We start from the raw sequence: 13,956 nt of genomic DNA, 5'->3' as shown, positions 1-13,956 counted from the left end.
AGCGCCGGCGCGGCTTCTCAGCCGGACGGAGGGGTGAACTGGCTGGCGGTGAAGACGGCGCCGAACGGGTCGCTGATTGCCGCGTCGCGCGTCCAGTCCGTGTCGGTTCGATCAAGCACCCTCCCGCCCAGGCGTTCGGCGTCCAGCGCCGTCGCATCTCGATCGGCGACGGCGAACGCCACGTGCCAGTGCGGCGCCTCCCCGGGGCCCAAGTCCGTGAGCCAGCCGATGGCGTCGGCGAAGCCCGGCGGAACGTTAATCCCCGACTGGCGCTCGCGGATGTCCGGATCACTGGTCGCCTGCAGGTGGTCACCATAGCCGGGGACACGGATCATGTTGCCGAAGCCGACGTTGTCGAACTGCCAGCCGAAAACCCTGCCGTAGAAGTCTGTGGCCGCGGCAGGATCGGCGGTGTGCAGGTCGCTGAAGTTCCACGCCCCCGGCACGTTGACGGCCTGGGAACCCGGCCGGCGCCGCGCCTGCCAGAGCCGGAACAAAACACCGGCCGGATCGGCACACACCGTGGCGCGGCCGCCTTCCCCGGCGTCGGCCGGGCCGGAAAGCACCCGTCCGCCCGCGGACCGGATCCTTTCCACGGCCGCCTCGGAATCCTCGACTGCCACGTACGTGTTCCAGGTGGGCTCAGCAGCGCCGGCGGCGCCTTCGCCGAGACCGGCGACGTCCCGGCCGTCGAGTTGGGCGATCACATAGCGCGGGGAGACACCCGGCGGAGTCGCGTCGGCGAACGTCCAGCCGAACAGCCCGCCGTAGAAGTCCTTGGCCTTCTCAATGTCCTGATGTTCGACGTCGATCCACGACGTCACGCCCTCGGGATAGGTCCGGACCGGGTCCATGGTGTGCCTTCCGTCTGCGGTCGAGGTCGGGTGCATGGACAGATCTACCCCACCCGGCCGTGCGGGGCAACGGTACACGGAGGTCGCGGCGGGGCGGAGGGACCGATTTTGGCCCAGAGCGATTCAGGACCCACACTGACCGGAATCGGGTCTACGGTTAATCGCATGAGTCTTGCGCAGGACATCAATCGCGTTGTAGCGCCTTTCGAGGTGGTCAGTGAATTCCAGCCTGCCGGCGACCAGCCGGCGGCCATCAAGGAACTGACCGAACGGATCCAGGCCGGGGAGAAGGACGTGGTGCTGCTCGGCGCCACCGGCACCGGTAAGTCCGCGACCACCGCCTGGCTGGTGGAACAGGTCCAGCGGCCCACGCTGGTGATGGTTCAGAACAAAACGTTGGCCGCCCAGCTCGCCAACGAGTTCCGCGAACTGCTGCCGAACAATGCCGTGGAGTACTTCGTGTCCTACTACGACTACTACCAGCCGGAAGCCTACGTGGCACAGACGGATACGTTCATCGAGAAAGACTCCTCCATCAATGAGGAAGTCGAGCGTTTGCGCCACTCTGCCACCAACGCGCTGCTGACCCGGCGCGACGTCATCGTGGTGGCCACCGTGTCCTGCATCTACGGCCTGGGCACGCCGGAAGAATACATCGCGGGCATGGTCACGCTCCGTAAGGGCGCCGAAATGAACCGGGACGACATGCTCCGCCGGTTCGTCGCCATGCAATACGCCCGCAACGACATCGACTTCCACCGGGGCACGTTCCGGGTCCGCGGCGATACCGTGGAGATCATTCCGATGTACGAGGAGCTGGCCGTCCGGATCGAATTCTTCGGCGACGAGATCGAGAACATCCAGACACTCCACCCGGTCACCGGGGAGATCATCCGCGAAGAGACGGAAATGTACGTCTTCCCGGCGTCGCACTATGTGGCCGGCGAGGACCGGATGAGCCGGGCGATCAGGGACATCGAGGACGAACTGCGCGACAGGCTGCAGGTCCTCGAGTCGCAGAACAAGCTGGTGGAGGCACAGCGGCTGCGGATGCGCACCACCTATGACCTGGAAATGATGCAGCAGATGGGGTTCTGCAACGGCATCGAGAACTACTCGCGGCATATCGACGGCCGCGGTCCGGGCACGGCGCCGCACTGCCTGCTGGATTACTTCCCGGACGATTTCCTGCTGGTGATCGACGAATCGCACGTCACCGTGCCGCAGATCGGCGCGATGTACGAAGGCGACATGTCCCGCAAACGCAACCTGGTGGACTACGGTTTTCGCCTGCCGTCCGCGATGGACAACCGGCCGCTGAAGTGGGACGAGTTCCTGGAACGGATCGGGCAGACGGTCTATCTTTCGGCAACGCCGGGCAAGTACGAGCTGTCCAAGTCCGACGGCTATGTCCAGCAGATCATCCGGCCCACGGGCCTGGTGGATCCCGAGGTGATCGTCAAGCCGACCAAGGGCCAGATCGACGACCTGCTGGGCGAGATCAACGCGCGGGTGGAGCGGAACGAACGGGTCCTGGTCACCACGCTGACCAAGCGGATGGCCGAGGACCTGACCGACTACCTCAACGAGCACGGCGTGAAGGTCCAGTACCTGCACTCCGACGTGGACACGCTGCGCCGCGTGGAACTGCTGCGTGAACTGCGGATGGGCACCTTCGACGTCCTGGTGGGCATCAACCTGCTGCGCGAGGGACTGGACCTGCCCGAGGTCTCGCTGGTGGCTATCCTGGATGCGGACAAGGAAGGCTTCCTGCGCAGCAGCACCTCGCTGATCCAGACCATCGGCCGTGCCGCCCGCAACGTCTCCGGCCAGGTGCACATGTACGCGGACAAGATCACGGATTCGATGGCCAACGCGATCGAGGAAACCAACCGACGCCGTGACATCCAGGTGGCCCACAACAAGAAGCACGGCGTGGACCCGCAGCCGCTGCGCAAGCGGATCGCGGACATCACCGACCAGCTGGCCCGCGAGGACGCCGACACACAGCAGTTGCTGAAGGACTTCGACTACGGCAAGGGCAAGCGAGGGATTTCCGCCGCCGTGTCGAAGGACAAGATCCGCCGTGACGGGCTGGCCGCGGCGCCGGCCGAGGACCTGGGCGAGCTGATCGCGCAGATGACCGAGCAGATGCACGCCGCCGCGGCGGAACTGCAGTTCGAGCTGGCCGCCCGGCTGCGTGACGAGGTCGCCGACCTGAAGAAGGACCTGCGGCAGATGCGCGCCGCCGGCCACGCCTGAGGCTGCATCGCCTGCCTGGGCAGACCGAGTGGTGAGGAGGACGACGGCGGTGCGCACCGCCGTCGTCATCCTGCCTTGCGCTACACTTGACCGAGCGTAGGGGAGTATCCCGAACACTGTGAACGTCAACACGCGGGGCATCGATGCCCCGCCGGGCGCAGTGGCCTGGCCGATCAGGGCAGGCGGAGAGACTTGCGGCGAACACTCGCACCCGCGCACCGCACGCGCGCGGCATCTTCTGTGAAAGGCAAGGTTCCGTGTCGGACCAATTATCCATGCCCTTTGAGATCATCTCGTTTGTGGTCCTGGGCATCATCCTGCTGTTTGACCTTCTCTACGTGGTCAAGCGGCCGCACGAACCGTCCATGAAGGAAGCCGGACTGTGGGTGGGCTTCTACGTCACCCTGGCCCTGATCTTCGCCGGCATGCTGTTCTGGCAAGCCGGTCCGGACTACGGCCAAGAGTTCGTCGCGGGCTGGATCACCGAGTACAGCCTCAGCGTGGACAACCTGTTCGTCTTCATCATCATCATGGCCAGGTTCTCCGTGCCGCGGAAGTACCAGCAGGAGGTGCTGATGTTCGGCATCATCATTGCGCTGATCCTTCGCGGTATCTTCATCCTGCTGGGTGCCACCGTGATTGCCCACTTCAGCTGGGTCTTCTACATCTTTGGCGCCTTCCTGCTCTGGACCGCTTGGAAGCAGGCCACCGACTCCGGTGAAGACGAGGAAGAAGGGTCCGAGTCCGGGCTGGTGGCCCGGATGACCAAGAAGCTGCCGGTCAGCGAGCACTACGACGGCAACAAGCTGCGGACCACGGTGGACGGCAAGCGCGTGTTCACCCCGATGGTCATGGTCTTCATCACCATCGGCATGACCGACCTATTGTTCGCGGTGGACTCCATCCCGGCGATCTTTGGTTTGACCCAGAGCGCCTTCATCGTGTTCACCGCAAACATCTTCGCGCTGATGGGCCTGCGCCAGCTCTACTTCCTGCTCGGCGGGCTGATGGACCGACTGGTCTACCTGAAGCACGGCCTGTCCGTGATCCTGGCCTTCATCGGCGTGAAGCTGATCTTCCACGCCCTGCACGAGAACGAGCTCCCGTTCATCAATGGCGGCCAGCACATCGAGTGGATCCCGGAGATCAGCACCGGCTTGTCGTTGGCCGTGATCATCGGCACCCTGGTGGTCGCCACGGTCGCCAGCCTGCTCAGCCCGGCCGGGCGCCAGGCCGCCATCGACGCGCGGCTGGCGAAGGACGCAGAACGGGCCAAGTCCGAAACCGAGTAACACCCGCCTTACCGGTTGACCGTCGACTAGGCTCGGCGTGTGAACGAACAAAGCAACGCGGCGCTGAACGCAGACCCTCGCACGAGGGCCGTCCAGCGCCGCGTTGTCGTTTCCCTGTCCCTGGCGCAGCTGTTCAGCGGCCTGGGCCATGGCGCGGGGCTGGCCATCGGCTCACTGCTCGCGGTGGAGCTCTCCGGAAGCGAGGCGCTGGCGGGAACGTCCACCATGGCGATTTCGCTGGCCGCCGCGCTGGCCGCCCTGCCGTTGGCCGGTGCCGCCGCCCGTTCAGGACGCCGACACGCGCTGGTCACGGGCCTGCTGCTGGCCCTGCTGGGGTCGGCGCTGATGGCATTGGCACCGGTCACCGGGTCCTTTACGGTGCTGCTGGCCGGCTCGGCCCTGCTGGGGGTCGGAAACGCAGCCAACCTTCAGGCACGCTTTGCCGCGGTGGACCTTGCCGTGCCCCAGCACCGGGGACGGGACCTGGCCTTCGTCGTCTGGTCCATCACCGTGGGGGCCGTCGCGGGGCCGAACCTGATTCGGCCGGGCGCCGAGCTGGGCGCTGCGCTCGGGCTGCCGGAATCGTCCGGCCCCTTCCTGTTCTCGATGGCCGGCATGGCCATCGGCGCCATCCTGCTGCTGGTAGGGCTGCGGCCCGACCCGCTGCGCTATGCACGCTCCCGCGGCACAGGCACCGACGAAACTCTGCCGGTCAATCGCCGCGGAACGCTGCGCACCGGCATGGCCGCGGTACGCCAGCATCCGATGGCAATGCTCGGGCTGGCCGCCGTGGTGGGCGCGCACCTGGTGATGGTGGCGGTCATGTCCATGACGCCGGTTCACCTGCAAGCGCTGGACCATGCGGGCGGACATCAACACAGCCAGACCGACACGTTCGCGATCATCGGCTTCACCATTTCACTGCACATGGCCGGAATGTATGCGCTCTCGCCGCTGATGGGCTGGCTGACCGACCGCCTCGGTCGAACCCGAACCATCATCGTCGGACAGCTGATGCTGCTCGCCGCCGCCGCACTAGCCGGCGTGGGGCAGCAGGACACCTGGCTGGTGGGGGCCGGACTGACGTTGCTGGGCCTGGGCTGGTCTGCCTCGGTGATCGCCGGATCCACCCTGTTGGCCGAGTCGGTCCCGGAGTCGGGACGCGTTCCCGCCCAAGGCTTGTCCGACACCCTGATGGGAGCGGCCGGGGCATTGGGCGCCGCGTTCTCCGGACCGGTGCTGGCCGCTCTGGGGTTCGCGGGCCTGAACGCGGCCGCTGCGGTCGTCGCCGTGGTCCTGCTGGCTGCCGCCGCCACTGCCCGGCCGCGGGGTGTCCGCGCGGGAGCCGCCGGCTAGTTCCGAACCATGCCGAGCAGCCGGGCGAAGATGGCTTCGCCGTCGTCGGCAATCCCGTCATGATGGAACTGGTCGGTTTCCCAGACCTGGAGCCCGTTGACCTGGGCGGCCGTCTCCAGCGACAGTCCGCGCTCCACGTAGATGTCGTCGCGGTACACGGCCGCTGCCACCGGGACGGTGTTCCCGGCCAGCCGGCCGCGGTCATAGAGGGCGGGCCAGTCGGACTTGGCGGCCAGCAGCTCGGCGACCTCGCGGAGCGGGACCAGGGCCGGATCCTGATCGAAGTACCAGGGGTAGATCATCTCGCCGGTCAGCAGCGGCTCGGCCGCCTTCGGGGCAAACTGCGGAAAGTCCTGGAGGACGCGCCACGCCGCCCAGTTGGTGGCTTCGCCCTGGGCATAGATCGACTCGTGCATCAGCGCATACAGCGGGTTGGCGGCCCGGCTGACCAGCGTGGCCACCTGTTCCACGAAGGAATCGGAGAGCCGTTGGCCGGATGGAGTCTGGACGAAGGCGTCTTCCAGCAGGTAGTGCAGCGCATCAACCCGGGTATTGCCGCCGAGGAACTGCCCGGCCATCTGGAAGCGGCCGGTGGTCAGCCGCTCGCCGGAGGGCAGGTACTCGGGCACTTCGTCCAGATGCCGTGCCACGGCGGTGACCCGCTCACGGTCCTGCGGGTAGCGGTCGAAGTACTCCCGGTTGCGTGCCTCCACCCGGGGAAAAGTGGCCCGGTAGACCCGGTCTGCACCTCCCGCCAGGGGAGCCAGGCCGCCGGTGATCAAGACTTCCTGCAGCCCCTCCGGGGCGAGCGACACGTAGGTCAGGGAGCAGAAACCGCCGTAGCTTTGGCCGAAGATGCTCCACGGCCCGCTCCCGAGCTGCCGCCGGATCAGTTCGGCGTCCCGCACAATGGAGTCCGCCCGGAAATGCGCGAGGAACTCCGCCTGCTCCGGGGCGCCACCGCGCAGCGGCAAGGTCTGCCGGTTTACCGGAGCGGACAGGCCGGTGCCCCGCTGGTCCAGCATCAGGATCCGGAAGGACTTGGCCGCTTCTTTCATCCAGCCGCCCAGCGAAGTCGCCCGGTTGCCGCGGCCGCCGGGCCCGCCCTGCAGGAACAGCAGCCAGGGCAGCCGGGAGGCGGAGTCGTCGTCGTGCTCCAAGGATGAATATTCGCGGGCGAAGACCTCCAGCGTTTCGCCCCCGGGATCGGCATGGTCCAGCGGAACCGTGAACAAATGCTCCGTTGTCCGCATCCCGCGGAAACGGTACGCGCCGGCCACCCGGTGCGGCTGCCCTGTCACAGGGACACCCGTTCCACCGCCCCGAAGGCGGACAGGGCATCGCCGGTCAGCCGGAACGTTGACCATTCCTCCTGCGGGCGGGCACCCAGGCTGCGGTAGAAATCGATGGACGGGCTGTTCCAGTTCAGCACCGACCACTCCACCCGGGCGTAGCCTGAGGCCACCGCGTGGCTGGCCAAGGTCTGGAGCAGGGCCTTGCCGTAGCCGCGGCCGCGGGCCTCCGGCCGCACGTAGAGGTCCTCCAGGTAGATGCCGTGGACGCCCTCCCAGGTGGAAAAATTACGGAACCAAAGCGCGAAACCCTGCACGCCGCCGTCGTCTTCGGCAACGTGCGCGAACACCGACGGCTGGGCCGAGAACAGCGCGTCACGCAGCTGGTCCGGTGTGGTCTTGACCGCGTCCGGTTCCTTTTCATAGACCGCGAGGTCGCGGATCAGTTCGAGTATGACGGGGACATCGGCTTCTTCGGCAGGGCGGATCATCGACATGTTCAGAGCCTATCGTCCGGAAGCAGGCCGCGTTGGTAGGGTCGGTCCATGGACGGGACGTTGGGGAAATTCGTTGACGACTTCGCTGCGCTGGTGGCACTTGCCCAACAGGCACAGCAATCGACGGCCCGCGGGGACAACCTCCTGGACCGACTGGGCACGTACCTGGAAACCGACGTCCGTGACCTGCCGACCGTCGTGGAGGAGATCCCGGCCCATCGATTGGCGGACGCCGACATCATCCTGGCGGCCTTCGCTGGCGACGACCCGGAGAGCGGGCTGATCGGAATCGGTGGCGGCGATCAACGCCACCACATGTCGCTGAGCGACATCCTGCAGCACGCTTCGCAGTACGGAGGCTTCCCGGTAGGACAGCCGGACTACACCAACCTGGCCGTCGGACCCGCGCAGCAACGGCAGGCGCTGGCCCTCGGCATGCGCCTGTTCCGCCGCAACGGCCACCCGCTGGCGGTGCTGATTCGGGCGGCAAATCCTCGCTTCGGACAAGCCTCAGCAATGCTCGAAGTCCTGTCTCCCGAGCCGGACGCGGTGGCCGAGTTCCTGACCGCGTTCCGGGAGCGAATGCGCACCCAGAGCGTGCTGAAGGGACAGGTGGTTTCGTTCACCATGCTGGATTTCGGCGCCACCGGTGCCGGCGTGACCTTCCACGAGCGCCCGCAGGTGGAAGCAGGCGACGTGATCCTAGCCCCCGGTGTCTTGGCACGGATAGCCCGGCATGTAGTGGAGATGACCGAGGCGCGCGGAAACCTGCGCAGGCTGGGCCAGCACCTCAAGCGGGGCGTCTTGCTGTACGGCCCGCCGGGCACCGGTAAGACACATACCGTCCGCCACCTGCTCACCCGCAGCGAGGGCACGACGGCGATCCTGCTCTCCGGCGGCTCCCTCGCCTTCATCGCCGAGGCGGCAAGGATGGCCCGCGCGCTGCAGCCGTCCATCGTGGTGCTGGAAGACTGCGACCTGATTGCCGAAGACCGCAGCTTTGGCCACGGGCCGCAGCCACTGCTGTTCGAAGTCCTGGACGCGATGGACGGGCTCGACGACGACGCCGACGTTGCCTTCGTGCTGACCACCAACCGGGTGGAAGCGCTGGAGCACGCGCTCGCTCAGCGGCCCGGTCGGGTGGACCTGGCGGTGGAGATTCCGCGGCCGAACGCCGAGCAACGCGGCCCTGATCCGGCTCTACGCGCGAGGCCTTGCCTTGGGAGCCGAAGCCGTGGCGCAGGCCGCAGAACGAACCGCCGGCACCACCGCGTCGTTCGCCCGCGAGCTGGTGCGCCGGACGGTGGTGGCCGCGGCCGCGAGAGGCAGCGAACCCGGGGAAGCGGACTTGTTGGCAGCTGTCGACGAACTGATGGCCGACGGCGAAGCCCTCACCCGCAGCCTGCTGGGCAGCGATGGCGATGCCCGGGGACCGGGCGGGCCCCCGCCGCGGATGCATGCCCCAGGGCCGACAACAGCGGCCGGTTCCAGCGGCTACTTCGCCTACGCCAGCGAGCTGCAACTGGACCCGGACGAATCCTAGGCGCCAGCTGCCGGGGCCGTTACGGCTTGAGCACCACCTTGATACAGCCGTCGTCCTTCTTCTGGAACTTCTCGTACATCGCCGGGGCGTCGCTGAGCGCGGCGGTGTGCGTGACCAGGTCGCCGATTCCCAGCGGATCGGCCGAATCGGCGGCCAGCGGCACCAGGTCGTCGATCCACCGGCGGACGTTGCACTGTCCCATCCGCAGCGTGATCTGTTTGTCGAAGAGCGTGAGCATCGGCATGGGGTCGGCCTGGCCCGCGTAGACCCCGGAGAGCGAGATGGTGCCACCGCGGGCAACGGCGTCGATCGCCGTGTGCAGTACGGACAGCCGGTCCAAGCCTGCCGTCGACATCAACTTCTTGGCGACGGCGTCGGGCAGCAGGCCGACGGCGAACTGCGCCGTGGCCGCTGCCGGCGCCCCGTGCGCTTCCATTCCGACCGCGTCAACCACCGATTCGGGACCGCGGCCCTGGGTTGCGTCACGCAGTTCGGCGGCGACCGTCGAGCCCCAGGTCAGTGTCTCGATGCCGTGCCGGCGGGCCATTTCCAGCCGCTCGGGGATGAGGTCGATACCGATCACGCGGTGGCCCAGCTGCCGGCCGATGCGGGCGGCAAACTGGCCGACCGGGCCCAAGCCGAAGACGGCCAGCGTGCCTCCGTCCGGGATGTTGGCATAGTCCACTGCCTGCCACGCGGTGGGCAGGATGTCCGAGAGGAACAGGTACTGTTCATCCGGCGCCTGACTGTCCTCGATCTTGATGGGACCGTAGTCCGCATGCGGGACACGCAGGAACTCTGCCTGGCCGCCCGGAACAGAACCATAAAGCTCCGTATAGCCAAACAGCGCCGCGCCCGAACCCTTGTCCCTGACCTGCGTGGTTTCGCACTGCGACTGCAGGCCGCGGCTGCACATATGGCAGCGCCCGCAGGCGATATTGAAGGGGACCACCACCCGGTCGCCGGGCTTAAGGCCCGGCACCGCGCTTCCGGTCTCCTCGACAATGCCCATCGGTTCGTGGCCCAAAACGTCGCCCGGGGCGAGGAACGGGCCAAACAGCTCGTAGAGGTGCAGGTCGGAGCCGCAGATGGCGGTGGAAGTGACCCTGATGATGGCGTCGGTGGGTTCCTGCAGGACCGGGTCCGGTACCTCCTCCACGCTGAGCTTCCGCTTGCCTTGCCAGGTCAGTGCTTTCATCAGGGGGTGCTCCCGTCGTTTCCGGCAAGTGTGCTTATCACCCTAAGGAGGGCCGTGAGGGCCCGCAAGGGGCGGAGCGGCGCCGGGCCCCCGCGGCGGGCGGTGAATCCACGGGACGCCCGGAAGCGGTCAGGAAGCGGACCCGCTCCCGGCCCGCTCCCGGCCCGCGCCCCAGCACGGCTCAGGCGCCGCCGACGGGGCCGACGTCGAGAATCCGGACCGCCGCGGAACCGGTTTCGTTGCTGGCGGCCAGGTCCACTTCTGCGCTGATGCCCCAGTCCCGGTTGCCGGCCGGGTCGTCGAAGATCTGCCGCAGTTTCCAGACTGCCTGCTGCTCCTCGATGATCAGCAGCGCCGGCCCGCGTGCGTCGGGCCCGATGCCGATGTCGTCGTATCCCTCGAAGTAGGCGTCCATCGCGTCGGCCCAACGGTCCGCGTCCCAGCCCGCCTCGGCATCCAGGGCGCCAAGCTCTTCTTCCTGCTCGTCGGCAAAAAGCTCTACCCGCCGGAACAGTTCGTTCCGCACCATCACGCGGAAGGCCCTGATATTGTCGGTCAGCTTCGGCGGCTCCTTGGTGAGCACCGATTCGGCCGCGTGTTCGGCGGCCAGATCGGCTGCACCCTTGCCGGCGGCCAGTTCTTCCCATTCGTCCAGCAGGCTGGAGTCCACCTGGCGCACCAGTTCGCCAAGCCACGCAATAATGTCCGCCAGGTCCTCGCGCAGCGCGTCGGCCGGCACCGTCTGGCGCAGGGCCTTGTACCCGTCGGTCAAGTAGCGGAGAACAATGCCTTCGCTCCGGGCCAGTCCGTAGAACTGGACAAATTCAGCAAAGTTCATCGCCCGTTCGTACATGTCCCGGATGACCGATTTCGGCGCGAGTTCGAAATCGCCCAGCCACGGGGCTCCGTGCCGGTAGGTCTCGAAGGCGGCCTCAAGCAACTCGGCCAGCGGCCGCGGATAGGTGACTTCGTCCAGCAACGCCATCCGCTGGTCGTACTCGATTCCGTCCGCCTTCATGGCGGCCACCGCTTCGCCGCGGGCCTTCTTTTCCTGGGCCGAGAGGATTTGCCGCGGTTTCTCCAGCGTGGCCTCGATGACCGACACCACGTCCAGGGCGTAGCTGCCACCCTCGGGGTCCAGCAGGTCCAGGCTGGCCACGGCGAACGGAGAAAGCGGCTGGTTCAAGGCGAAGTTCGGCTGCAGGTCTACCTTCAGCCGGACAAGGTGCCCGTTCTCATCCGGGGCGTCCAGCCGTTCCACCAGACCGGAAACCACCAGTTCCCGGTAGATGCCCAGTGCCTTCCGGATCAGCTTCAGCTGCGAGGCGCGCGTTTCGTGGTTGTGGGTCAGCAGCCGCTTGGCGGCGGCGAACGGGTCCCCGGGGCGCTCCAGAACGTTCAGCAGCATCGCATGGCTGATCGTGAAGCTGGAGGTCAGCGGCTCAGGGTCGCTCTCCACCAGCTTGTGGAAGGTCGGCTCGCCCCAACTCACAAAGCCGGTCGGCGGCTTCTTCTTCACCACCTGGCGCAGCTTTTTCTGGTCGTCGCCAAACTTCGCCACGGCCTTGGCCATCGCCTTGGTGTTCTCCACCACGTGTTCCGGCGCCTGCACGACGACGGTGCCTGCTGTGTCGTACCCGGCCCGCCCTGCGCGTCCGGCGATCTGGTGGAATTCGCGGGCATTGAGCAGGCGGGTGCGCACGCCGTCGTACTTGCTCAAGGCAGTGAGCAGCACGGTGCGGATGGGCACATTGATGCCCACGCCCAAGGTGTCCGTCCCGCAGATGACCTTCAGCAGTCCGGCCTGGGCCAGTTGTTCCACCAGCCGGCGGTACTTGGGCAGCATGCCCGCGTGGTGGACGCCGATGCCGTGCCGGACCAGTCGGTTCAGCGTCTTACCGAAGCCGGCCGCGAAGCGGAAGCCGGAAATCAGCTCGGCAATCCGGTCCTTCTCCTCGCGGGAACAGACGTTGATGCTCATCAGGTTCTGCGCGCGCTCGATCGCCTCAAGTTGGCTGAAGTGCACCACGTAGACCGGAACCTGCTTGGTGGACAGGAGTTCTTCCAGCGATTCCTGCACGCTGGTCTGCACGTAGTAGTAGTGCAGCGGAATCGGCCGCTCCGCGGAACTCACGGTGACCGTGGTCCTGTCGGTGAGCTCGGTGAGTTCCTTCTCGAACCGGGTGACGTCGCCCAGCGTGGCGGACATCAGCAGGAACTGCGCCTGGGGCAGTTCGAGCAGCGGCACCTGCCACGCCCAGCCGCGCTGCGGATCGGAGTAGTAGTGGAACTCGTCCATGATCACCGTGCCGAGGTCCGCCGCGGAGCCTTCGCGCAGCGCGATGTTGGCCAGGATTTCGGCGGTGCAGCAGATGATCGGAGCATCCTGGTTCACTGCCGAGTCGCCGGTGACCATGCCGACGTTCTCCGGTCCGAAAATGTCGCACAAGGCGAAGAACTTTTCCGACACCAGCGCCTTGATCGGGGCCGTGTAGTAGCTGACGGACCCGGTGGACATGGCGTGGAAGTGGGCGGCGATCGCCACCATCGACTTTCCGGACCCGGTGGGGGTGGCCAGGATGACGTTGTTGCCGGTGACCAGCTCCATGACGGCTTCGTCCTGGGCGGGGTAGAGCGACATGCCGCGGGATTCGACCCACTCGGTGAACCAGGTGTAGACGTCGTCGGGATCTGAGGCAGTGCCGGTGTCCGGCAGGAGTTGAAGAAGATTCATGTTCCCTCCAGCTTAGGCGCTGCGCCGCGGGACTACGCGGGCACCGGTTGGCATCACCCGTGGCGTAACCTACTGCCCATGCACTGGGACCCGCACAAGTACGTGGAGTACGCCGACTACCGGAACCGTCCGTTCTTCGACCTGACCGGCCGGATCGCCGCCACCAATCCCGCCGTGGTGGTTGACCTGGGCTGCGGCCCCGGCGGTCTGACCGCCGCGCTCGCCGAACGCTGGCCCGATGCCAAGGTCATAGGGGTGGATTCCTCGGCCGAGATGATCCGCCAAGCCAAGCAGCGGAACAACTCGGCCAACGCGGAGTTTGTGTCCGGGGATATCCGTGACTGGACACCGCCGGACGGGCTGGATGTGTTGGTCTCCAACGCCGCACTCCAGTGGGTGCCAGGACATCAGGACCTGATGCGCGCGTGGCTGCGGGCCATGAAGCCCGGCGCATGGCTGGCCGTCCAGGTGCCCGGGAACTTTGCGGCACCATCGCATGCGCTCATGCGGGCGCTGGCCGGCTCGCCTCACTGGCACCGTCGGCTGGACGGAGTGCTCCGGCATGAGGACGCCGTGTCCGAACCGCGGGACTACCTGGAGCTGCTGTTGGACGAAGGCTGTGAGGCCGACGTCTGGGAGAGCACCTACCAGCAATTGCTGCACGGCCCGGATCCGGTACTGGAATGGGTCCGGGGCACCGGGCTGCGTCCGGTCCTGGCGGCCTTGCCGGCCGCCGAGGCGGCCAAGTTCGAATCCGAGTACGCCACGCTGCTGCGCGATGCCTACCCGGAATCCGAACATGGCACCGTCTTCGGCTTCCGCAGGATTTTCGCCGTGGGGCGCAAGCTCGGCTGAGACTTACTGGCTCCAGGGTTCCTCCTGCACAGCCCCTTCCATGCCGCGGTTGGCGGCCGGGGGGCTGGCCCAG

At 66.9% G+C, this 13,956-nt stretch carries 11 protein-coding genes and 1 pseudogene; 6 read left to right on the top strand and 6 right to left on the bottom strand.

Annotated elements, in window-relative coordinates:
- Positions 1-17: 17 nt before the first annotated feature.
- On the bottom strand, positions 18-854 hold the full coding sequence (locus AC5RWT_RS11750; RefSeq protein WP_494080370.1) for a VOC family protein: 837 nt from the start codon (positions 852-854) through the stop codon (positions 18-20).
- A 165-nt stretch (positions 855-1,019) separates the two neighbouring features.
- Between AC5RWT_RS11750 and uvrB the strand changes: the two genes are divergently transcribed.
- From uvrB to AC5RWT_RS11735, 3 genes are all read left to right on the top strand, one after another.
- Positions 1,020-3,116 (top strand): excinuclease ABC subunit UvrB, encoded by a 2,097-nt coding sequence (gene uvrB, locus AC5RWT_RS11745; RefSeq protein ID WP_494043891.1) that lies wholly within the window; start codon positions 1,020-1,022, stop codon positions 3,114-3,116.
- Positions 3,117-3,391: 275 nt separating this feature from the next.
- Positions 3,392-4,408, top strand: a complete 1,017-nt coding sequence (locus tag AC5RWT_RS11740) for a TerC family protein (protein WP_494080382.1) — start codon at positions 3,392-3,394, stop codon at positions 4,406-4,408.
- 39 nt (positions 4,409-4,447) lie between these two features.
- Positions 4,448-5,764: an MFS transporter gene (locus AC5RWT_RS11735; RefSeq protein WP_494043889.1), complete on the top strand. Its 1,317-nt coding sequence runs from the start codon at positions 4,448-4,450 to the stop codon at positions 5,762-5,764.
- On the opposite strand, the gene AC5RWT_RS11730 is transcribed toward AC5RWT_RS11735, so the two are convergent.
- Genes AC5RWT_RS11730 through AC5RWT_RS11720 form a run of 3 tightly spaced genes read right to left on the bottom strand, consistent with a single transcriptional unit; the run spans position 5,761 to position 8,015 of the window.
- Positions 5,761-7,017 (bottom strand): alpha/beta fold hydrolase, encoded by a 1,257-nt coding sequence (locus AC5RWT_RS11730; RefSeq protein WP_494080381.1) that lies wholly within the window; start codon positions 7,015-7,017, stop codon positions 5,761-5,763. The genes AC5RWT_RS11735 and AC5RWT_RS11730 overlap by 4 nt on opposite strands.
- A 44-nt stretch (positions 7,018-7,061) precedes the next feature.
- Positions 7,062-7,553 carry a GNAT family N-acetyltransferase gene (locus AC5RWT_RS11725; RefSeq protein ID WP_494080369.1) on the bottom strand — a complete coding sequence of 164 codons (492 nt, stop codon included), beginning with the start codon at positions 7,551-7,553 and terminating at the stop codon, positions 7,062-7,064.
- A 9-nt stretch (positions 7,554-7,562) separates the two neighbouring features.
- Complete coding sequence (locus tag AC5RWT_RS11720) at positions 7,563-8,015, bottom strand: hypothetical protein (RefSeq protein ID WP_494080385.1); 453 nt, start codon at positions 8,013-8,015, stop codon at positions 7,563-7,565.
- Here AC5RWT_RS11720 and AC5RWT_RS11715 point away from each other — a divergent pair.
- Both AC5RWT_RS11715 and AC5RWT_RS11710 read left to right on the top strand, forming a co-directional pair.
- Positions 7,989-8,657, top strand: a pseudogene (locus tag AC5RWT_RS11715) (ATP-binding protein); the annotation flags it as partial. The gene AC5RWT_RS11720 and the pseudogene AC5RWT_RS11715 sit on opposite strands and share 27 nt — an antisense overlap.
- 115 nt (positions 8,658-8,772) lie before the next feature.
- Positions 8,773-9,096, top strand: a complete 324-nt coding sequence (locus tag AC5RWT_RS11710; RefSeq protein WP_494080384.1) for a hypothetical protein — start codon at positions 8,773-8,775, stop codon at positions 9,094-9,096.
- 19 nt (positions 9,097-9,115) lie between these two features.
- Here AC5RWT_RS11710 and AC5RWT_RS11705 read toward each other — a convergent pair whose 3' ends face one another.
- Together AC5RWT_RS11705 and AC5RWT_RS11700 are read right to left on the bottom strand one after the other, a co-directional pair.
- Complete coding sequence (locus AC5RWT_RS11705) at positions 9,116-10,294, bottom strand: zinc-dependent alcohol dehydrogenase (RefSeq protein ID WP_494043886.1); 1,179 nt, start codon at positions 10,292-10,294, stop codon at positions 9,116-9,118.
- Between the two features lie 181 nt (positions 10,295-10,475).
- Entirely contained in the window at positions 10,476-13,028 is a 2,553-nt protein-coding gene (locus tag AC5RWT_RS11700; RefSeq protein ID WP_494080368.1) for a DEAD/DEAH box helicase, read from the bottom strand.
- A 78-nt stretch (positions 13,029-13,106) separates the two neighbouring features.
- Here AC5RWT_RS11700 and AC5RWT_RS11695 point away from each other — a divergent pair, with 78 nt between their 5' ends.
- A complete protein-coding gene (locus AC5RWT_RS11695; RefSeq protein ID WP_494080367.1) occupies positions 13,107-13,883 on the top strand; it encodes a trans-aconitate 2-methyltransferase in 777 nt (258 codons plus the stop codon).
- Positions 13,884-13,956 lie beyond the last annotated feature (73 nt).

The sequence above is a fragment of the Arthrobacter sp. Dra40 genome (genome assembly GCF_059091905.1).
This window is presented reverse-complemented; position numbering and strand designations above follow the sequence as displayed.